This window comes from Mumia sp. (genome assembly GCF_028803055.1).
GTDB lineage: Bacteria > Actinomycetota > Actinomycetes > Propionibacteriales > Nocardioidaceae > Mumia.
In genome coordinates this window covers 1-18,736 of record NZ_JARBCJ010000020.1, presented here as the reverse complement: position 1 = coordinate 18,736, position 18,736 = coordinate 1, and the positions used below count along the sequence as shown (strand labels likewise).

At 71.6% G+C, this 18,736-nt stretch carries 23 protein-coding genes; 13 read left to right on the top strand and 10 right to left on the bottom strand.

Translation table 11 applies throughout. The features are described 5' to 3' along the window. Positions 1-30: 30 nt before the first annotated feature. Genes PV363_RS03745 through PV363_RS03725 form a run of 5 tightly spaced genes read left to right on the top strand, consistent with a single transcriptional unit; the run spans position 31 to position 3,762 of the window. Positions 31-894, top strand: coding sequence for a class II glutamine amidotransferase (locus tag PV363_RS03745; RefSeq protein WP_220344017.1), 864 nt, complete (start codon positions 31-33; stop codon positions 892-894). A 25-nt stretch (positions 895-919) separates the two neighbouring features. Then, the gene (gndA, locus tag PV363_RS03740) at positions 920-2,371 is read left to right on the top strand and encodes an NADP-dependent phosphogluconate dehydrogenase (RefSeq protein ID WP_220344018.1); all 1,452 of its coding nucleotides are present in this window, start codon (positions 920-922) and stop codon (positions 2,369-2,371) included. Next, positions 2,368-2,841 carry an AraC family transcriptional regulator gene (locus PV363_RS03735; protein WP_220346473.1) on the top strand — a complete coding sequence of 158 codons (474 nt, stop codon included), beginning with the start codon at positions 2,368-2,370 and terminating at the stop codon, positions 2,839-2,841. The genes gndA and PV363_RS03735 overlap by 4 nt, the downstream gene beginning before the upstream one ends. Continuing rightward, positions 2,838-3,272 (top strand): VOC family protein, encoded by a 435-nt coding sequence (locus PV363_RS03730; protein WP_220344020.1) that lies wholly within the window; start codon positions 2,838-2,840, stop codon positions 3,270-3,272. Before PV363_RS03735 ends, PV363_RS03730 begins: the two co-directional genes overlap by 4 nt. A 22-nt stretch (positions 3,273-3,294) precedes the next feature. After that, positions 3,295-3,762, top strand: coding sequence for an SAM-dependent methyltransferase (locus PV363_RS03725; RefSeq protein WP_220344021.1), 468 nt, complete (start codon positions 3,295-3,297; stop codon positions 3,760-3,762). Here PV363_RS03725 and PV363_RS03720 read toward each other — a convergent pair. Genes PV363_RS03720 through PV363_RS03705 form a run of 4 tightly spaced genes read right to left on the bottom strand, consistent with a single transcriptional unit; the run spans position 3,747 to position 6,640 of the window. Beyond that, a complete protein-coding gene (locus PV363_RS03720) occupies positions 3,747-4,418 on the bottom strand; it encodes a pyridoxamine 5'-phosphate oxidase family protein (protein WP_301021708.1) in 672 nt (223 codons plus the stop codon). The genes PV363_RS03725 and PV363_RS03720 overlap by 16 nt on opposite strands. Before the next feature lie 6 nt (positions 4,419-4,424). Further along, positions 4,425-4,862: a CBS domain-containing protein gene (locus PV363_RS03715; RefSeq protein WP_220344023.1), complete on the bottom strand. Its 438-nt coding sequence runs from the start codon at positions 4,860-4,862 to the stop codon at positions 4,425-4,427. A 56-nt stretch (positions 4,863-4,918) separates the two neighbouring features. Then, positions 4,919-5,683 carry a hypothetical protein gene (locus tag PV363_RS03710; protein WP_301021707.1) on the bottom strand — a complete coding sequence of 255 codons (765 nt, stop codon included), beginning with the start codon at positions 5,681-5,683 and terminating at the stop codon, positions 4,919-4,921. 42 nt (positions 5,684-5,725) lie between these two features. Further along, positions 5,726-6,640 carry an inositol monophosphatase family protein gene (locus tag PV363_RS03705; RefSeq protein WP_220346477.1) on the bottom strand — a complete coding sequence of 305 codons (915 nt, stop codon included), beginning with the start codon at positions 6,638-6,640 and terminating at the stop codon, positions 5,726-5,728. 55 nt (positions 6,641-6,695) lie between these two features. On the opposite strand from PV363_RS03705, the gene PV363_RS03700 reads away from it, so the two are divergent. Continuing rightward, positions 6,696-7,193, top strand: a complete 498-nt coding sequence (locus PV363_RS03700; RefSeq protein ID WP_220346478.1) for a DUF2231 domain-containing protein — start codon at positions 6,696-6,698, stop codon at positions 7,191-7,193. 30 nt (positions 7,194-7,223) lie between these two features. On the opposite strand, the gene rsgA is transcribed toward PV363_RS03700, so the two are convergent. Genes rsgA through PV363_RS03675 form a run of 5 tightly spaced genes read right to left on the bottom strand, consistent with a single transcriptional unit; the run spans position 7,224 to position 13,547 of the window. After that, on the bottom strand, positions 7,224-8,216 hold the full coding sequence (rsgA, locus tag PV363_RS03695) for a ribosome small subunit-dependent GTPase A (RefSeq protein WP_301021706.1): 993 nt from the start codon (positions 8,214-8,216) through the stop codon (positions 7,224-7,226). After that, positions 8,213-9,487: a 3-phosphoshikimate 1-carboxyvinyltransferase gene (gene aroA, locus PV363_RS03690; RefSeq protein WP_301021705.1), complete on the bottom strand. Its 1,275-nt coding sequence runs from the start codon at positions 9,485-9,487 to the stop codon at positions 8,213-8,215. The genes rsgA and aroA overlap by 4 nt, the downstream gene beginning before the upstream one ends. Positions 9,488-9,535: 48 nt before the next feature. Then, a complete protein-coding gene (locus PV363_RS03685) occupies positions 9,536-10,063 on the bottom strand; it encodes a DoxX family protein (RefSeq protein WP_220346480.1) in 528 nt (175 codons plus the stop codon). A gap of 54 nt (positions 10,064-10,117) precedes the next feature. Continuing rightward, positions 10,118-11,347, bottom strand: a complete 1,230-nt coding sequence (locus tag PV363_RS03680; RefSeq protein WP_301021704.1) for an FAD-dependent oxidoreductase — start codon at positions 11,345-11,347, stop codon at positions 10,118-10,120. Between the two features lie 55 nt (positions 11,348-11,402). Further along, positions 11,403-13,547, bottom strand: coding sequence for a sigma-70 family RNA polymerase sigma factor (locus PV363_RS03675; protein WP_301021703.1), 2,145 nt, complete (start codon positions 13,545-13,547; stop codon positions 11,403-11,405). A 116-nt stretch (positions 13,548-13,663) separates the two neighbouring features. Between PV363_RS03675 and PV363_RS03670 the strand changes: the two genes are divergently transcribed. The 7 genes from PV363_RS03670 (at position 13,664) to PV363_RS03640 (ending at position 17,973) form a co-directional block, all read left to right on the top strand. Then, positions 13,664-14,428, top strand: coding sequence for a hypothetical protein (locus tag PV363_RS03670; RefSeq protein WP_220344032.1), 765 nt, complete (start codon positions 13,664-13,666; stop codon positions 14,426-14,428). 95 nt (positions 14,429-14,523) lie between these two features. Further along, entirely contained in the window at positions 14,524-15,315 is a 792-nt protein-coding gene (locus tag PV363_RS03665; RefSeq protein WP_220344033.1) for an SOS response-associated peptidase, read from the top strand. Then, positions 15,315-15,971: an alpha/beta family hydrolase gene (locus PV363_RS03660; protein ID WP_301021702.1), complete on the top strand. Its 657-nt coding sequence runs from the start codon at positions 15,315-15,317 to the stop codon at positions 15,969-15,971. Before PV363_RS03665 ends, PV363_RS03660 begins: the two co-directional genes overlap by 1 nt. A gap of 73 nt (positions 15,972-16,044) precedes the next feature. Then, the gene (locus PV363_RS03655) at positions 16,045-16,773 is read left to right on the top strand and encodes a sigma-70 family RNA polymerase sigma factor (RefSeq protein WP_301021701.1); all 729 of its coding nucleotides are present in this window, start codon (positions 16,045-16,047) and stop codon (positions 16,771-16,773) included. After that, complete coding sequence (gene rsrA, locus PV363_RS03650; RefSeq protein ID WP_220346486.1) at positions 16,770-17,057, top strand: mycothiol system anti-sigma-R factor; 288 nt, start codon at positions 16,770-16,772, stop codon at positions 17,055-17,057. Before PV363_RS03655 ends, rsrA begins: the two co-directional genes overlap by 4 nt. Then, positions 17,054-17,440 (top strand): hotdog domain-containing protein, encoded by a 387-nt coding sequence (locus PV363_RS03645; RefSeq protein WP_301021700.1) that lies wholly within the window; start codon positions 17,054-17,056, stop codon positions 17,438-17,440. The genes rsrA and PV363_RS03645 overlap by 4 nt, the downstream gene beginning before the upstream one ends. Then, the gene (locus PV363_RS03640; protein WP_220365949.1) at positions 17,437-17,973 is read left to right on the top strand and encodes a GNAT family N-acetyltransferase; all 537 of its coding nucleotides are present in this window, start codon (positions 17,437-17,439) and stop codon (positions 17,971-17,973) included. Before PV363_RS03645 ends, PV363_RS03640 begins: the two co-directional genes overlap by 4 nt. Before the next feature lie 192 nt (positions 17,974-18,165). Here the strand turns inward: PV363_RS03640 and PV363_RS03635 are convergent. Next, positions 18,166-18,736 (bottom strand): thiamine pyrophosphate-dependent enzyme (locus PV363_RS03635; RefSeq protein WP_301021699.1); only part of this gene is annotated, 571 nt, incomplete at its 5' end.

Below are 18,736 nucleotides of genomic sequence, written 5' to 3'. Positions count from 1 at the left end.
GAACCCGCGCACGCTGAGAGGCTGACCAGCATGTGCCGCTTGTTCGGTCTGCACTGCGGGCGTCAGCCGACGACCGCGACGTTCTGGCTGCTCGACGCGCCCGACAGCCTGCGCGCCCAGGGTCGGCGCAACCCGGACGGCACGGGCATCGGGGTCTTTGCGGCGGACGGGAGCGCGACGCTCGACAAGCAGCCGATCGACGCGTGGGACGACACCGACTTCGCGCGGGACGCTCAGACGCTTCGCGGCACGACCTTCGTGGCGCACGTCCGGTATGCGAGCACGGGCGCCCACACCGTCGCCAACACCCACCCCTTCGAGCTCGACGGCCGCCTGTTCGCCCACAACGGTGTGGTGGGTGGCCTCGACGCGCTCGACGCACGTCTGGACGAGCTCGACGCCGGCGGGCTCGTGGGGGGACAGACCGACAGCGAGCGCGTGTTCGCGCTGATCACGGCGGTCGCGCGACGCAACGGCGGGGACATCGAGGCGGCCCTGCGTACGGCGATCGCCTGGATCGCCGACAACGTGCCGGTGCTCGCGCTCAATCTGGTGCTCACGACCGCAACCGACCTGTGGGCGCTGCGCTACCCCGAGGTGCACGCGCTGTGGTTCCTCGAGCACACCGAGCGCCAGGTCGGCGATGGCTGGGATCGCTCCAGCGACCGCATTCGAGCCCAGGTCGAGCCCGACGGCGTCACCGGCGAGCGGACCGTGGTCGTCGCCTCTGAGCAGATGGACGCGGAGGCGGGATGGACCGCTCTGGAGCCAGGAGAGCTCCTGCACGTGGACAGCGACCTGGTCACGACCCGCACCTCTCCCTTCGGCCCGCTGCGACACCCGCTCAGGCTCTCTCAGCTCGAGCCGGTCGCCGCCGCATCGCAGCGTGCCTGACCGCTCAACAGATCAGGAGGACGACGTGAACGACACCCCGAAGGCCCGCATCGGCGTCACCGGACTCGCCGTGATGGGACGCAACCTCGCTCGCAACCTGGCGCGGCACGGCAATCCGGTCGCGCTGCACAACCGCACGTACGCGCGGACCCAGAGCCTCGTCGACGAGCACGGCGACGAAGGCACCTTCGTCCCGTCGGAGTCGATGCGTGACTTCGTCGCCTCGATCGAGCGCCCGCGTCCGATCATCGTGATGGTCAAGGCGGGAGAGCCGACCGACGCCGTGATCGAGGAGCTGGTCCAGCTGCTCGACGAGGGGGACATCGTCATCGACTGCGGCAACGCGCACTTCGCCGACACGCGACGTCGGGAGGCAGCACTGCGGGAGAAGGGTCTGCACTTCGTGGGTGCGGGCGTCTCCGGCGGCGAGGAGGGGGCGCTCAACGGACCGAGCATCATGCCCGGCGGGTCCGCGGAGTCGTACGAGACGCTCGGGCCGATGTTCGAGGCGATCGCGGCCCAGGTCGACGGCACGCCATGCTGCACCCACGTCGGACCCGACGGCGCGGGGCACTTCGTCAAGATGGTGCACAACGGCATCGAGTACGCCGACATGCAGCTGATCGCAGAGGCCTACGACCTTCTGCGGCACGGGCTGGGTGCAGAGCCCGCCCAGATCGCGGACATCTTCCGGGAGTGGAACGGTGGTGACCTCGAGTCGTACCTCATCGAGATCACGGCAGACGTCCTCGGCCACACCGACGCCGAGACCGGACGCCCGTTCGTCGACGTGGTGCTCGACGAGGCCGAGCAGAAGGGCACCGGACGCTGGACCGTCCAGACCGCACTCGACCTCGGGGTGCCGGTGACCGGGATCGCCGAGGCGACGTTCGCGCGCTCGGTCTCGGGCCACGCAGAGCAGCGTGAGCCCGCGCGTGCGGCCTATCCGGACGGGCACGCCGACACGGCGTGGCGACCGGACGACGTGGACGCGTTCGTCGAGGACGTCCGTCGTGCGCTCTATGCGTCCAAGGTGGTGGCCTACGCCCAGGGGTTCGACGAGATCCAGGCCGGCAGCAAGCACTACGAGTGGGGCGTAGACCCGGGCGCGATGGCGACGATCTGGCGGGGTGGCTGCATCATCCGCGCACGCTTCCTCGACCGCATCCGTGAGGCGTACGACGCCGACCCGGACCTGCCCACGCTGCTGGTCGCGCCCTACTTCGTCGACGCCGTCCAGGAGGGGCTCGAGTCGTGGCGGCGGGTCGTCGGGATCGCGGCGCACGCGGGCATCCCGGCGCCGGCGTTCGCCTCGTCGCTCGCCTACTTCGACGCCCTGCGGGCCGAGCGCCTGCCCGCCGCCCTGATCCAGGGGCTCCGCGACGACTTCGGTGCCCACACGTATCGTCGCGTCGACAAGCCGGGCACCTTCCACACACGCTGGGGCGGGGACCGCACCGAGGAGCAGCAGGGGTGACGGCGCCCACCGTCACCGAGGTCCCGCGGGACCTCCTCGTCCACCTGCGGCGCGCTCGCGACCTGGCGGACCGGTGCTACGCCGAGCCGCTGGACCTCGGTGCTCTCGCCCGTGCCGCCGGACTGTCGAAGCACCACTTCCTGCGGGCGTTCGCCGCCGCCTACGGTGTGACGCCGGGAGCCTACCTGCGACAGCGCCGCATCGAGCGCGCACAGGACCTGCTCCGAGCCACCAACCTGACCGTCACCGAGATCTGTCACCACGTCGGATACAGCAGCCTCGGCACGTTCAGCCGGACCTTCACGACGCTGGTCGGCGTCTCGCCGTCGGACTACCAGCGACGCTTCGCCGACGGGGCTCCGCACATCCCCGGGTGCTGGGTCTTCATGCGCGGGCCGAGCGATGTCGCCAGCACGGCGCAACATCGGAGAAGCGCCTCGGCCGGTGACCGTCGTAGCGTCACGTCATGATCACAAACATCTCGCTGGTGACCGTCTGGGTCACCGACCAGGACTCTGCCCGAGACTTCTACGTCGACCTGCTCGGCTTCGAGACGCGCACCGACCAGCGCCTCGGCGACGGGTTCCGGTGGCTCACCATCGGTCACCCCTCGCAGCCCGAGCTCGAGGTCACGCTGATGGTGCCCGGCCCACCCCTCGACCCGGGGGTGGCCGATGCGGTCGCGAGAGCCCTCGACAACGGGACGATGAGCGGGATCGGGCTGACCGTCGACGACTGCCAGAAGACGTACGAGGACCTCACCGCCCGCGGGGTCACGTTCGTCCAGCCGCCCTCGGAGCGCCCGTACGGCGTGGAGGCGGTGATGCGCGACAGCTCCGGCAACTGGCTGGTGCTCGTCGAGCGGCGTGCGTACGACGGGAGCGACTTCCCGCACGCCTGAGAGAAAGGACGAGAGGAGCGCAGTGACCACCTTCCCGATGACGCCGGTGGGCGTCGTGCACGGCCCCGCCGAGGACCCGTCCGGTGACCGCGGCTGGGGTGATGTCGACAGCGTGGTCGAGGTCGACGAGAGGTTTGGGGAACGCCCGTTCGAGGGTCTGGACGGGTTCTCCCACGTGGAGCTCGTCTTCGTCTTCGACGAGGTCGAAGAGCGCGCCGACTACCGTGAGCCGCAGCGTCCGCTCGGGCGCCGCGACATGCCGGCGATCGGCATCTTCGCCGACCGTGGCCCGGTCCGCCCCAACAGGCTCGGACACTCGGCGTGCGAGATCGTCGCCGTCGAGGGCCGGCGGTTGACCGTGCGAGGACTCGACGCGGTCGACGGGACACCGGTGCTCGACATCAAGCCGGCGATGCCGGCGTTCCTCCCCGAGCACGTCGAGCAGCCGGAGTGGGCGCAGCGTCTGATGGAGTCCTACTTCGACGGCTGACGCGCCGACGGCTGCGCGTTGCCGTCGGGCGACGTCAGCCGCCTCACCGACGAAGGCACGACGACACCGCGTCGGAGGTCGGGAGCGGGCAGCGGGCTGCCCGCAGCCTCGGTGAGCGGGACCACGCCCGCCCAGGCCGGTCCGGCCACGTCATCGGGGTCATCCTCGGGCCAGCCGTCGGACACCTTGAGCGACCAGTGCTCGATCGGCAGCCCGAGCACCAGGGTCGCCGCGGTCTCGCGTGACGTCGGGCGCCGGACCTCCGAGAGGCGACCGGGGACCAGGGCTTCGGTCAGCAGGTCCAGAGCACGTGCCTGCGCGTCCCCCGTGAGCGGCGACGCGGCGCCGAACAGCATCGCGCTGCGGTAGTGCAAGGACGACTCGAACGCCGAACGGGCGACCACGATGCCGTCGAGGGCCGTCACCGCCACGGAGATCGGGGCACCCCGGGCGAGCCGGCGCATCCAGGGTGAGCCGGTCGACCCGTGGATGAGCAGCACGTCACCGTCGCGTGCGAACGCGGTCGGGAACACCGTGGGAAATCCGTCGACGTCGACGGCGACGTGGCAGATCCGTGACGAGTCGAGAAGTCGGTCGAGCGCGGCCCGGTCGTGGCGCTGCTTGCCGGCCAGGCGGGTCACGCGGGTCGTCGGCACTCCAGGTCAGCGTGCGGAGGCGACGTACTGGTTGAGCTGGTCGCGCTCGAACTTCAGCTGTTGCATCCGGTACTTCACGGCGTCACCGATCGACAGCAGCGCGACGAGGTCGCCGTCCTCGCTGATCACCGGGACGTGCCGGATGCGCAGGTTCGTCATGGTCTCCAGCATCGCGGTGATGGAGTCCTCGGGCGCGCAGGTGTGGACGTCGGTCGTCATGATCGACGACACGGGCTGCGACGTCGGGTCGCTGATGCCACGGAGCTTGCGGACCACGTCGCGCTCGGAGACGATCCCCACCAGGCGGCGCTCGTCCTCGCAGACGACGAGCGCACCGATGTTGTGCTCGGCGAGCTCGTCGAGGAGGTCGGAGATCGGCGCGTCAGGCGCGATCGTGAAGACCTCGGTGCTCCCCTTGGACGTGATGACGTCGCTGACCTTCATCGTTGATCCCCCCAGGCGTGGACGATGGGGTCAACCTAGCGCGATCCGACTCGCGGTCACCAGCCCTGAGGCGGTCCGGGCCGCTGGTAGGAGCTGCTGGAGTTGCCGTAGGCGTCGTACCCGGTGCCGTAGCCGCTCCTTGAAGCGTCCCACTCCGAGCCGGTCCTGGAGAACCACTCATTGGCGCCGCCGGTGAAGAGCAGCACCACCACCGCGACACCCGCCACGACCCACAGGAGCGAGACGAGCGCCATGATCATCAGCATCCCGACGGCGATCGTCAGACCCGAGAGGACGACGAGGGCGATCCGGGCCCATCCGACGCGTCGCAACGTGAGGACGGCAAGCGCCGCCGCGGCCAGCGAGGCGACGATGAAGGCGGCAGCCGTCGTATAGATCACGGACATGCTGTCGGCGATCGTCGCGATGTCGGACCCGGTCTGGTCGAAGTCGTCGGGGCGCTTGGCGATCTCGTCCAGGAGCGGGTCGATGGCCAGCACGATGGCGATCCACCCGAGAACGGCCAGCGTCGCGGTCACGATCGTGATCCAGCCGGCGATCGTCACGGTGGCCGGGCGTGCGTCGGGATCTCGCGGGATGGGGAAGCTCGCCTGCGGCAGGCCCTGGGCGTACGGGTCGTAGCCGGGCGGGCCGTACGGGGGTTGCTGTCCGTACGGTGCCTGTCCGTACGGTGCCTGTCCATACGGCGAGGGCTGTCCGTACGGCGGCTGTCCGTACGGGGGTTGCTGTCCGTACGCCGGTTGCCCGGATCCGGACGGCCCGCCCGGCACAGAGGGGTACGGCGGCGTCGGCGTGGACATGACGCTGATCCTACCGAGGCCGGCAGGGCGGGGATGCGTGGATCAGGAGTCCGAGCGGCGACGGGCCGCCAGGTTCGTGACGTTGGTCGGTGCGGTGGCTCGCTGGGCACCCTCGTGCTCGTCGCTGTCTCCGGGCTCGTCATGCGGGACCGGGTCGGGGAAGTAGCCCAGGTAGGCCATCGCCGCGTCGTGCAGCAGGGTGTTGGTTGCGAGCGCGTTGCCGTGCCACGGGCCGGGCTGGCCGTTGAGCGCCGTGAAGGTGCCACCCGCCTCGCGGACGATGGGGTCGAGCGCGGCCATGTCCCAGAGCGCCAGCTCCGGCTCGGCGGCGATGTCGACAGCGCCCTCGGCCAGCAGCATGTAGGACCAGAAGTCGCCGTAGCCGCGGGTGCGCCAGCAGCGCCGGGTGAGCGCGAGAAAGCTCTCGAGCTTGCCGATGTCCTCCCAGCCCCCGAGCGACGCGTAGGCCAGGGACGCGTCGTCGATCCGATCGATCTTCGACACCTGGAGGCGGGTCGCCGACATGAGCGACTTGCCGGTGTAGGCGCCTCCGCCCTTCGAGGCCCACCAGCGTCGACCGAGCGCGGGAGCGGAGACGCACGAGGCGACGACCTCGTCCTCGACCGCCAGCGCGATCAGGGTCGCCCACACCGGCACGCCTCGCACGTAGTTGGAGGTCCCGTCGATCGGGTCGATGATCCAGCGCCGCGGGGCGTCCTCGACGGTGCCGACCTGCTCGCCCGACTCCTCGCCGAGCACGGTGTCGCGGGTGCGCGCGCTGCGCAGCGTACGCCGGATCGTCCGCTCGACGGCCTGGTCCGCCTCGGTCACCCAGGTGGTGTCCGGCTTGGTCGTCACCACGAGGTCGGCGGCCCTGAACTTCTCCATCGAGATCGCATCGGCGTTGTCGGCGAGCACGTGGCAGAGCCGGAGATCGTCGTGGTGGGAGTGCGCCATGGGCCCACAGTAGAGGTACGCACCCCTACGATGGACACCGTCCTGGGAGGCAGCCATGTTCGGTTTCATCGACGGAGTTCCGCTCCACCCGCTCTTCCTTCACGCGCCGATCGTGCTGATCCCGGTCACCGCGCTCCTGACGCTCGCGTTCCTGGTGCCGCGGTGGCGGTGGGCGTTGCGCTGGCCCGTCGCCGTGCTGGCCGTGATCTCCGCCGCTGGGACGTACGCGACCGTCCGGTCGGGGGAGCAGCTCAAGGATCGACTCGAGCTGGGCGGCGAGATCGCGGACGCCATCGACGTCCACCAGACGTGGGGCAACCGTCTGCTCTACGCCGCGATCGTGCTCGCCGTCCTGGCCGTGCTCGCGGCGATCGTCGCGACCAGGACGGCCGGTCTGGCCTCGACCCTGGTCGCCGTCCTGCTGGCCGTCTCCGGGGTCACGGCCGCGTGGATCACCTACGAGACCGGTGACCGGGGCTCGCGTGCGGTGTGGTGCGCCACCGGCGTCGCGGCAGGCGAGACGGCGTCGCTCGAGGAGTGCCTGACTCCCTGATCGGTGCCGCCGCCGCACACGCGGACCACGTCAGTCGGCGTCCTCACGGCTGACCACGAGTCGGCGGAAGGAGTCGACCCGCGCCGCGTCGAGGCGGCCCTCGGAGACCGCGACGTCGAGGGCGCACTCAGGGTCGTCCACGGTGTGCTGGCAGCCGCGTGGACACTCCTCGGTGACGTCGGACAGGTCGGGGAACGCAGCGAGCAGCCGGTCGATCGAGACGTGGGCCAGCCCGAAGCTCCGGATCCCCGGGGTGTCGACGATCCAGCCACCGAACGGCAGCGGAAGCACGTGGGTCGAGGTCGAGGTGTGCCGACCGCGACGGCTGACGGCGTTCACGTCGCCTGTCGCCAGCTCGGCGTCAGGGACGAGCGCGTTGACGAGCGTCGACTTGCCGACGCCGGAGTGGCCGACGAGCACGCTGGTCCGCCCGCGCAGCCGCTCGCGCAGCATCTCCAGGTCACCACCTCGGTGCGTGACGACGACGTCGACCTCGAGCGGGACGAGCATCGCGACCAGGGGGTCCGGATCGCCGAGGTCGGACTTCGTGAGGCACACCAGAGGGCGCATCCCCGCGTCGAACGCCGCGACGAGGCAGCGTTCGATGAGGCGAGGTCGAGGTGGAGGATCGGCGAGCGCGGTGACGATGACCATCTGGTCGGCGTTCGCGACGATGACGCGCTCGATCGGGTCGTTGTCGTCGGCCGTACGGCGGAGCACCGTCGTCCTGTCCTCGACCTCGACGATGCGGGCGAGGGTGTCGTGGGTTCCCGAGGTGTCCCCGACGATCCGGACCCGGTCGCCCACCACGACCGCCTTGCGACCGAGCGACCGGGACTTCATCGCCGTCACGACGCGGTCGTCGTCGCCGACGAGCAGGCCGTAGCGCCCGCGGTCGATGCCGACGACCCAGCCGGTCTCGGCGTCGTCGTAGCTCGGGCGCTCCTTCGTCCGTGGACGCGTGTGCCGGCGCGGGCGGTCGAACTGCTCGTGCGGACGGTCCTCGTCGTAGCGCTGCGTCACGACGCGAACCGCTCCCAGTCCTGCGCGAAGCCCGGGTAGGTCTTGGCGGTCGTCGCGACGTCCTCGACACGGACGTCCTTGACCGCGAGCCCGAGCACGGCCGCCGCGTGTGCCATCCGGTGGTCGGCGTACGTCCGGAGCGTGGCGCCGTGCAGGGGGCGCGGACGGATCGTCAGCTGGTCGGTGCCTTCCTCGACCTCGCCACCGAGTCGGCTGATCTCGGCGGCGAGCGCGGCGAGACGGTCGGTCTCGTGGCCGCGGAGGTGACCGATCCCGGTCAAGGTCGACGGCCCCGAGGCGAGTGCGGCGACGGCGGCGACCACCGGGGCGAGCTCGCCCTCGTCGCGGAGGTCGAGCGTCACACCGTCGAGGGTGCGGGGAGCGGTCACGACGAGGTCGTCGCCGTCGAACGAGACCTCGGCCCCGAACGCCTCGGCGATCGAGCGCCACCGGTCTCCAGCCTGGTCGGTCGCGCGGGGCCATCCGGTGACCCGGACCCGCCCCCCGGTGACCAGGGCACCGGCGACGAACGCACCGGCGTTGGAGAGGTCGGGCTCGATCGCGGTGTCGTACGCGGCGATGGGGCCGGGCTCCACGGTCCAGCGGTCGGTGCTCGCCTCCACCGTCACGCCACGGCGCCTGAGCTCGGTGAGCGTCATCTCCACGTGGGTCGCGGAGGGGACCGGCGGGCCTTCGTGGCGTACGTCCACGCCCTCGGCGTAGCGGGCGCCCGCGAGCAGCAGCGCGGAGAGGAACTGGCTCGACGCCGACGCGTCGATGGTCACCGCGCCACCGCGTACGTGCCCGTCGCCGCGCACCGCCAACGGGAGCCGCCCGTCGCCGCGGTCGACGACCGTGACACCCAGCGCGCGGAGGCTGCTGACGGTGGTCGCCATGGGGCGTTCACGCGCCCGGACGTCGCCGTCGAACGTCACCTCGCCGTCGGCCAGCGCGGCCACCGGGGGCACGAAGCGCATGACGGTCCCCGCGAGACCGACGTCGATGTGCACCACACCGAGCGGCGTGCCCCACGCGGCCGGCGTCACGACCCAGGCGTCGCCGTCCTCGGCGACGCCCACGCCCAGGAGCCGCAGCGCCTCGGCCATCAGCGTCGTGTCACGAGAGACGAGCGGGCGCGCGAGCCGCGACGGGCCGTCGGCGAGCGCCGACAGGACGAGCGCGCGGTTGGTCTGCGACTTCGACCCCGGGAGCGACACTGTCGCGTCGACGGGATCGAGACGGAACGGGGCGGTCCACAGCGGTGACGTCATCGCAGCCGAGCCTATCCGACCACGACTGCGACGACGTCGTGGCGACGCTCAGAGCGGCAGCGACTTCTTGACCTGCTTGGCCGTGCTCTGGACCGAGTCCTGGACGTGGCCGCCGGCCTTGACGACCTGGTCCTTCGCGCGCCGGGGCAGGATCTTCTTGTGCGGCTCGGGGTCGAGGGTCGCCATCAGCAGGCCACCCATCATGGAGAGGTTCTTCGTGAAGTGGATCTTCTGGTTGGCCGCCGTCGAGGCGTCGTCCTCGTCCCAGAACGAGTGGCCCGCCAGGGTGGTCGGGACCAACGTCGCGGCCAGGACCGCCGCGGACAGGCGCGGGAAACGCCCCAGCGCCAGCGCCGTGCCGAAGCCGAGGTGCAGGGCGCCGTTGATGCGCACCATCGACTCCGGATCGGTCGGGATCGATGCTCCCGGGACCACCGACTGCACGAACCCGGCGATCTTGTCGGTCGTCGGCTTCACGTGCTCGGCCATCATCGGGGCGTTACGGAGGGCGCTCGCTCCGCCGTAGACGAACATCGAGGCGAGCAACGGACGGGCGACGGTACGCAGCAGAGTCATGGTTCTTTACTACCCCCTTCGGCCCACCGCCACACATCACCGGCGCCCGTCACCTCAGAGGTCGGCCAGCGGGACGCCCCGGTCGCCGAGGCGTCCCGCGTCCACGCGGCGTCCCACGAGCGCCTCGAGCGGGTCGATACCGTCGTCCCACATGTTGACGTGCATCGCCGCCTGCACGACCCCGTCGCGCAGCCAGAACGCCTGGAAGGCCAACGGGCCCGCCGGGTCGGCGTCACCCCGCACGACGACCTCGGTCTCGTCGACGTCCTCCACGTGACCGACGTACTCCATGCCCAGGTCGTACTGGTCGGTGAAGAAGAACGGCAGCTTGTCGAAGGTGACGTCCTGGCCGAGCATCGACCGCGCCGCCACCGGACCGGAGTCGTGCGCCATCGCCCAGTGCTCGACCCGTACGCGCCGCCCGAGACGGGGGTTGTCGACGGCCGCGATGTCGCCTGCGGCCCACACCGCGACGTCGGAGGTGCGCAGCGACGGGTCAGTGTCGATACCGGGGTCGCCGGAGAGCCCCGCTGCCTGTCCCCAGTCGCTCTGCGGTGCCGCGCCGATCGCCACGACCACCGCGGCCGCGGGCACCTCCTCGCCCTCGCTCGTCACGACCGACGTGACCGAGCCGCCGTCTCCCCGGATCTCCGTCACGCCGCTGCCGAGCCGCAGGTCGACGCCGTGGTGCCGGTGGAGGGAGGCGAAGATCTCGGCCACGCGGTCGCCGAGCACCCGCCGCAGGGGGAGCGCCGCCGTCTCGACGACCGTCACGGCGACGCCGTTCGCCCGCGCGGCCGCGGCGATCTCGAGCCCGATCCATCCGGCGCCGACGATCACCAGCGGACCACCGGCCTCGATGGCCGCCCGGATCCGCTCCGCCTCGGGCATGTCGCGCAGGTAGAGGACACCGTCGAGGTCGGCGCCGGGCACCTCGATCCGTCGCGGCCACGAGCCGGTCGCGAGGAGGAGCTTGTCGTACGGGAGGGTGCCGCCGCCCTCGAGCTCGAGCACCCTGTCCTCGAGGCGTACCCCGGTCACCATCGTCTCCGTCCGGAGGTCGATGTCGTGGTCGCTCCACCACCCGGAGTCATGAAGGTACGCCGAGGACTCCTTCTCCGACCCGAGCATGTAGCCCTTGGAGAGCACCGGCCGCTCGTACGGCGGCCTGTCCTCGACGGTGACCAGCACGACCGCGCCGTCGAAGCCCTCCTCGCGCAAGGTCGCCGCCGCGCTCCCGCCTGCCAGCCCGCCACCCACGACCACGTACGTCTCATCGCTCATGCCGGTGACCGTACGCCGTTCCCGGTGACGGGCGCCACGGAACGGATGCCAGGTCTCAGCGGAACGTGGCAGCGACGTCCTCGAGCAGCGCGCTGAACCGCTGGTTGCGATCGAGCCGCGGACTCGTGGTGCGCGGCAGCGTGAAGAGCGGGCCGCCGGCGCTCGCCGTGGTGGCGTCCAGGACCTGACCCGGACGTGCCCTCGCCGACACGTGCTGCGACGCCGTGGAGCCGGGGTCGAACGCCCACTGCTGACGGGTGCTGCCGGCGCAGGCCTCCGTCGTCACGGTCGAGACGACGGGCCTCGCCGCCGAGGTCAGGCATGCTCCGGTCGCAGGCCCGCTGACCGCGCGGATCGTCCACCACCCCGTACCGCTGCCGGCGTCCCAGACCCGCCAGACCGTCGCGGTGCCACAGCTCCCGAGGCGCGTCGACGCGGAGCCGGGACGACCGGTCGCCTCGATGCAGCGGGTGCCGAGACCGATCGGGCGCACGGAGATGCGCGCGACGGCGGGCAGCCGGATCGGGCCCAGGGTCGCGGTCTCCGACCTCCCGGCGGCGTTCAGTGCGACCACCTCGTAGACCACACGGGCGCCGTTCGGTGCTCCGGTGTCGACGAACGAGGTGGTGACGAGTGGGTCGGGGCCCGACACGAGGTCGCCGCTCACCACCGCCGCTGCGGAGCGGCCCGCACCCGCCAGGCCCGTGCCCACACTCCGGTAGACCTCGTACCCGTCGGCGCCGGCGACGGCGGACCACGCGAGTGTGAGCCCGCCCGGCTCGTCGGTGAGCGCGAGGTCTCGTGGTGCCACGGGAGGGGTCGGTGCCGGCTCGGTCGGCTCGGTGGGCCCAGGCTCGGTGGGTGCCGGCTGTGTTGGCCCGGGGTCGTTGGGCCCGGGGTCGTGAGGTTGCGGCTCCTCCGGGTTGCGTGGGTCGTCCGGGCCTGGTCCGCCAGGCCCGGGGTCGTCGGGTGCGCCCGGTCCGTCTGGCGCGTCAGGAGCTCCGGGGTCCTCGACACCCGGGATCCCCGGGATGGTCGACGGGGATCCGGGTGGCACCAACCCGGGAAGGGTCGGGGGTATGACCGCCGTCGGGGGGACCGTCTGGGGACGGACCCGTGGGTCGGAGTCTCCGGGGCGCGTAGGGCCGGGAAGCGAGAGCGACGGCCCGTCGGACACCTCGTCGGAGGTGGGACCGCCCGGGCTCTCCAGCGTCATGAACGCCATCGTGGCCACGACCGCGGCGCCGATCACGCCCAGCGTGATCCCGGCCGCGGCCACCCCATGGGCGGGTGCCGCCGTCACCCAGTCGCGGGCGCGCCCTGCTGTGTTCCCGGCCCAGCGTCCCGGGTTCGTGTGACCGGCGCCCCCGGCGGCGGATCCCCCCGCACCGGCGCCGGCGGCCGCCACCTGACCCTGGAGATCGGCGACGTACCGAAGTCCGACCGCTCCCAATAGCGCCGGAGCCAGCAGTCCACGGAGCCCCGAGTTGACCTCGACCAGCTCGAGGTAGACACCGGTGCAGCGCGCGCAGCCGTCGAGGTGCTCACGGACCTTGGTCGTCTCGCGCTTGCCCAGGCCCTGCCTGACGTAGGCACCGAGGCGCTCGGTCGTCCCACGGCAGCTCTCCTCGGCGGTGTCGGCGAGGTGGACCTGGAGATAGGACTGCCGCAGTCCCTCTCGTGCCCGGTAGGCCAGCGCCGAGACGCCGTTGGCCGACATGCCCAGCATCGGGGCGATGTCGGCCGGCTTGGCCCCCTCGACGTCGAGGTGCCACAGGACCAGCTGCCAACGCTCGGGGAGGGCGACGAACGCCTGCGCCGCGGCGGAGCTCTCGAAGCTGGCCACGGCCGTGTCGCCGAACTCGACGCCGCCGTCGTACTTCTCGAGGTCGTCGGAGGGCTGAACCCGTCGGTCGGCGCGCACGCGGTCGATGTGGAGCCGGCGGATCGCGGTGAGGAGGTACGCCCTGAAGGCGACGTCGGGCCCGGCGCCCGCCCTCAGCTGGTCCAGCACCTTGATGAAGGCCTCGGACACGAGGTCGTCACCGTCGGGGCTGCGGACCAGCTGAGCGGCCATCCGACGCGCCGCGTCACGGTGTCTCTCGAACAGCACGCCGTACGCGGCGTTGTCGCCGGCCCGGACGGCCGAGATCAGCTCGGCGTCGCTCGGCGTGCTCGGATCGGCGGTGGGCTCTGTCATGGCGCCTCCCACGGTAGGCGAGATCGACGTGTCGCAGGCGTGTCGCGCAAAAAAGTTGTCGAACCCGCGTCATGGACCGGCGAAGCGCCCGTCTCACTCGCATGAAGCGCGACGACATGGCACGCCCTACGGCGACAAGCTCCGGTCGGCAGGACCAGTGGCACCCTCCGGCCATACGGGGGCTGGCCGCGGAGTCTCTGTTCCTCGTCCCCCGGCGTCATCTGGACGCGCTGCGGGACGTGCTTCGCGGTGGTGAGGACCCCGAAGGGGTTGCGGTCGAGCTCGGGGCGGCCGCAGCCACGGAGGGGATCGGCTGGAGCGAGCTGTTGCGCGACGTCGAGGACGTGAGTCGCAGCGTCTCGGGCTCGCTCCCTCCGTACGAGCTGGTCCGCGCGATGAGCATCGCGTGGACCGAGACCGCCGCGCAGGACAGCTACGTCGTCTCCTGCGAGGACCCCCTCACCGGGCTCACCTCGCCCGCACACCTGCGGACCCGGCTCGACGATGCCTATCGTCTCGCCGAGCGCGCCGGTGCGAGCGCGTCCGACCTGTGGGCGTTCGTGGTCGTCGAGGTGCGTCCGAGCGGCGGTGCGGAGAGCGGCCTGCTGCGGTCGCTCTCGATGATCGTCGTCGCCGAGCTCCTTCGTTCCTGCTTCGACGGCGACGAGACCGTCTCACGGCTCGGCGAGCGCCGAGCCGTCGCGCTGGTGCGACGCTGGGACGCGACCCGCGGCTACAGCGCGCTGCGGGGCCTTGTCGACTCCTCACCCGACGTCCCGCCCACGCGGGTGTGGATCGAGGGTGTCCCGGGGACCAGCGAGGCGGCCTCCCGCCTGCTGGGCGAGCTCGGCCGCGGGGGGTCCGCGGACGGGCTCGGCTGACTGTTCCGGCGTCCGCTCGTTCTCGGGGCGGGCGGACGCCGGGGCTCACGGTGCACGCTCGGCGGCCCCTCACCGACGTGTGGAACGCTGGTGCCATGTGCGGTCGATACGCCACCACGCGATCCCCGTCCGACCTCAGCGCCGAGTTCGAGGCCGAGCCGGCCGAGGACCTGCCTGAGCTGGACCCCGACTACAACGTCGCCCCGACCAAGGTCGTCCCGCTCATCCTGGAGCGGCGCTCCAGCGAGGACCCCGCCGCGAAGCACCGGCTGGTCAAGGCGGTCACCTGGGGCCTGGTGCCGAGCTGGGCCAAGGACCGGGCGATCGGCAACCGCCTGATCAACGCGCGCGCCGAGACTCTCGCCGAGAAGCCGTCGTTCCGCGCGGCCTACGCGAAGCGGCGCGCGCTGGTGCCGGCGGACGGCTTCTACGAGTGGTACGCGAGCGAGAAGCGCGACGCCAAGGGCAGACCGGTCAAGCAGCCCTTCTTCATCCATGCGCCCGACCGGAGCACGCTCGCCATGGCGGGGCTCTATGAGATCTGGCGGGACCGCTCGCTGCCGGAGGACGACGACACCGCCTGGCTGTGGAGCTTCACGATCATCACGACGACCGCCACCGACGACGTCGGCCGGATCCACGACCGGGCGCCGATGCTCGTCCCGCGCGACCGCTGGGCCACCTGGCTCGACCCTGACACCGACGACAAGGACGAGCTCGCCCGTCTGCTCGTCCCCGCCGCACCCGGGGCGCTGCAGGCCTACCCGGTGTCCCGGGAGGTCAACAACGTCCGCAACAACGGCCCTCAGCTGGTGGAGCCGATCGCCCTCGAGGACGAGCCCGGCGCAGCCGAGGAGGGCGAGCAGCCGACGCTCGGTGGCCTCTGATGACGACCCTGGCCGAGGCCACGTACGACACTCCTCACGGGCCCGGGCGGCTCGTCTCGCGGCGCCCCGACCGGCCCTGGGCGACCCTCGTCCTCACCCACGGTGCCGGCGGAGGCATCGACAGCCACGATCTCGAGGTGCTCAACCGCGGGCTGCCACGCCTCGGGATCGGCGTCGTCCGCGTCGAGATGCCCTGGCGTACGGCCGGCAAACGGATCGCCCCGGCACCCTCGGTGCTCGACGCGTCGTTCACGGCGCTCGTCGACCATCTGCGTCCGCGGGTCCCGCTCGTGATCGGCGGGCGCAGCGCCGGCGCACGGGTGGCGTGCCGTCGCGCCCGGGCTCTGGGTGCGGTGGGCGTGGTGGCGCTCGCCTTCCCCCTGCACCCGCCCGGGAAGCCTGAGCGCACCCGGGTGGCCGAGCTCGAGGGGTCGGGACTGCCGACCGTGGTCGTCCAGGGTGAGCGCGACCCCTTCGGGACGCCGCCGGAGTTCCCGGCGGGCACCTCGATGGTGGTGCTCCCGGGCGCCGACCACTCCCTCAGGGTCGGCAAGCGCGCGGTCCCCGACCAGGCTGCGGTGGACGCCCTGCTCGTCGACGGCGTGCACGACTTCGTACGCCGCCGGGTCGGGCGGGCGGCTCCCGTCGGGGACTGACGCCCGGCGGACCCGTGTTGAACCCACACGGTGCCGCCCGACTGTGGCGGACGCCTCGATCCGAGGAGGATGCGTGCTCGCGACTCTGACCCGTCCGGCTCCCGCCGGGGTCATCACCCCGGTCCCGGCCGGCATCGCCGGGGTAGGCTGGACCGCGATGACCGAACCCAATGACGTAGCCGCGACGCCCGCTGACGAGGGGACGGACCGGGCCGAGGCCGGTGAGTCGGCCGAGGCGCGCACCGCCCGCTTCGAGCAGGACGCGCTGCCGTTCCTCGACCAGCTCTACTCCGCCGCGCTGCGGATGACACGGAGCCCGCACGACGCAGAGGACCTGGTCCAGGAGACGTTCGCCAAGGCGTACCAGTCGTTCCACCAGTTCCGTCCGGGGACCAACCTCAAGGCCTGGCTCTACCGGATCCTCACCAACACCTACATCAACTCCTACCGCAAGAAGCAGCGGCAACCGCAGCAGCAGATGACGGAGGAGATCGAGGACTGGCAGCTCGCCCGCTCGGCCGCGCACACCTCGAGCGGTCTGAAGTCCGCGGAGATGGAAGCCCTCGAGCACCTTCCCGACAGCGACGTGAAGCAGGCGCTGCAGCAGCTCCCCGAGGACTTCCGCTACGCGGTCTACCTCGCTGACGTCGAGGGCTTCCCCTACAAGGAGATCGCCGAGATCATGGAGACGCCGATCGGCACCGTGATGTCGCGTCTTCACCGTGGACGCAAGCAGCTCCGCGAGCTGCTCACCGACTACGCACGGGAGCGCGGCATGGTCTCAGCAGGTGACAAAGCATGAGTGACGACATCAGGCTCGGCCCCGACTGCCAGAGCGCCCTGGAGAACCTCTACCTGTTCCTCGACCACGAGATGGCCGAGGGCGACTGGGACGCCGTGCACGCGCACATCGCCGACTGCGCACCGTGCCTCTCTCAGTTCGACGTGGAGCGCATCGTCAAGGAGCTCGTCGCCCGCTCGTGCCGCGAGAAGGCCCCCGAGGTCCTGCGGGCCAAGGTGCTCACGTCCATCCGCACGACCGTGACGGTCACGCGGAGCGACCGTGGCGTCGAGCCCGGCGCGTGAGAGCGCTCGAGAAGGGCATGTCCGCCACGCTGTCGCGGACGGTCGGTGACAGCGACACGGCGCTCGCCCTCGGGAGCGGCTCGTTGCCGGTCCTCGCGACGCCTCGCACGCTCGCCTGGTGCGAGGAAGCCACCTGCGAGGCGATCGCGTCGGCGGTCGCGGACGGATCGACGTCTGTCGGGACCCGGGTCCGCCTCGACCACCTCGCGGCGAGTCCGGTCGGTGCGACCGTGACGGTCGCCGCCGCGGTGACCGCGGTCGACGGCCGCATGGTGTCGTTCGAGGTCGTCGTCATGAGCGCCGACGGCACGCTGCTGGCCGAGGGCGAGGTGCGCCGGGTCGTCGTCGACACCGACCGCTTCCTTGCCCGCGTCCGCCCGTGACCTCGGCCGCGTCGGTCGGGGCCGGACGGCTGCTCGTCCGGCCGGTCCGTCCTGAGGAGTACGCGCGCGCCGGCGAGATCGTCGTCACGGCCTACCGCAGCGAGGGCTACCTCCGGTTCTCCGACGGCTCGGAGGACCACGCCTACGCCGCCAAGCTCGCCGACGTGGCGACGCGTGCCGCGGACTCTGTCGTCCTCGTCGTCGAGCTCGACGGACGACTCGTGGGCTCGGTGACCTGGTGCACGTCGGGCTCGTCGATGCGTGAGCTCGCGACGCGCCATGACCAGGGCGAGTTCCGGATGCTCGGCGTGGACCCGGGTGCCGTGGGCCGTGGTGTCGGCACCGCGCTCATCACGTGGTGCCTCGATCGTGCACACCAGGAGGGCCTCGCCGAGGTGGTGATCAGCTCGCTGCCGGAGATGACCGCTGCGCACCGGCTCTATCGACAGCACGGGTTCGTCCGGCGTACCGACCTCGACTGGTCGCCGGTCCCCGGCACGCAGCTCGTCGGCTTCAGCCGGCCGGTCGCCTGAGACCACACACGAGAGGGCCCCGCACCGTGTGGTGCGGGGCCCTCTCGGTGTGATCAAGCGTTGGGACGCTTGCCGTGGTTCGCGGTCTTCTTGCGACGCGCCCGGCGCTTGCGGCCAGTCTTGCCCATGGGTCCTCCTCGCACTGTGCTTCTCCCATGGTCGCACGTGGGGCCGAGTGGCCCGTACGCGACCTCAGACCCCGGTGGTGCTGCGCGGGTAGATCGCGTCGACGTCGGTCATCACGTTGACGAGGTAGGGGACGCCGGACGCGAACGCCCGGTCGAGTGCGGGACCGATCTCCTTGGGGTCGGTGACCGCCTCGCCACCACCGCCGAGGGTCGTCACGATCTCGTCGTAGCGCGTCTGCGGAGCGAGGTCGGCAGCGACGTCGTAGCCGTAGAGGAACTTCATCGGCGCCTTCTCCAGGCCCCATGCCGAGTTGTTGCCGACGACCATGACGACCGGCAGGTTGTGGCGTACGAGCGTGTCGACGTCGATCAGCGACATGCCGGCGGCTCCGTCGCCGAAGAGCACGACGACCTGGCTGTCGGGTCGGGCGATCCGTGCCGCCATCGCGGCGCCGAGACCGGCGCCGAGACAGCCGTACGGTCCGGGGTCGAGCCAGCAGCCCGGGCGTGCCGGCTCGAGGAACTTGCCGGCGAAGGACACGAAATCCCCTCCGTCACCGATGACGACCGCGTCGTCGGCCAGGCGCGGGATGAGCTCCCCGTAGATGCGCGCGGGGTGGATGGGGTCGGCGGAG

What these genes read in the sequence shown, in the direction of transcription:
- PV363_RS03670 (WP_220344032.1), top strand. Translation starts at nt 13,664, where the DNA reads ATGGCACGCCCTACGGCGACAAGCTCCGGTCGGCAGGACCAGTGGCAC.
- PV363_RS03660 (WP_301021702.1), top strand. Translation starts at nt 15,315, where the DNA reads ATGACGACCCTGGCCGAGGCCACGTACGACACTCCTCACGGGCCCGGG.
- rsrA (WP_220346486.1), top strand. Translation starts at nt 16,770, where the DNA reads ATGAGTGACGACATCAGGCTCGGCCCCGACTGCCAGAGCGCCCTGGAG.
- PV363_RS03705 (WP_220346477.1), bottom strand. Translation starts at nt 6,640, where the DNA reads ATGGCGCACTCCCACCACGACGATCTCCGGCTCTGCCACGTGCTCGCC.
- PV363_RS03680 (WP_301021704.1), bottom strand. Translation starts at nt 11,347, where the DNA reads ATGAGCGATGAGACGTACGTGGTCGTGGGTGGCGGGCTGGCAGGCGGG.
- PV363_RS03710 (WP_301021707.1), bottom strand. Translation starts at nt 5,683, where the DNA reads ATGTCCACGCCGACGCCGCCGTACCCCTCTGTGCCGGGCGGGCCGTCC.
- PV363_RS03675 (WP_301021703.1), bottom strand. Translation starts at nt 13,547, where the DNA reads ATGACAGAGCCCACCGCCGATCCGAGCACGCCGAGCGACGCCGAGCTG.
- PV363_RS03700 (WP_220346478.1), top strand. Translation starts at nt 6,696, where the DNA reads ATGTTCGGTTTCATCGACGGAGTTCCGCTCCACCCGCTCTTCCTTCAC.
- PV363_RS03730 (WP_220344020.1), top strand. Translation starts at nt 2,838, where the DNA reads ATGATCACAAACATCTCGCTGGTGACCGTCTGGGTCACCGACCAGGAC.
- aroA (WP_301021705.1), bottom strand. Translation starts at nt 9,487, where the DNA reads ATGACGTCACCGCTGTGGACCGCCCCGTTCCGTCTCGATCCCGTCGAC.
- PV363_RS03685 (WP_220346480.1), bottom strand. Translation starts at nt 10,063, where the DNA reads ATGACTCTGCTGCGTACCGTCGCCCGTCCGTTGCTCGCCTCGATGTTC.
- PV363_RS03745 (WP_220344017.1), top strand. Translation starts at nt 31, where the DNA reads ATGTGCCGCTTGTTCGGTCTGCACTGCGGGCGTCAGCCGACGACCGCG.
- PV363_RS03665 (WP_220344033.1), top strand. Translation starts at nt 14,524, where the DNA reads ATGTGCGGTCGATACGCCACCACGCGATCCCCGTCCGACCTCAGCGCC.
- PV363_RS03715 (WP_220344023.1), bottom strand. Translation starts at nt 4,862, where the DNA reads ATGAAGGTCAGCGACGTCATCACGTCCAAGGGGAGCACCGAGGTCTTC.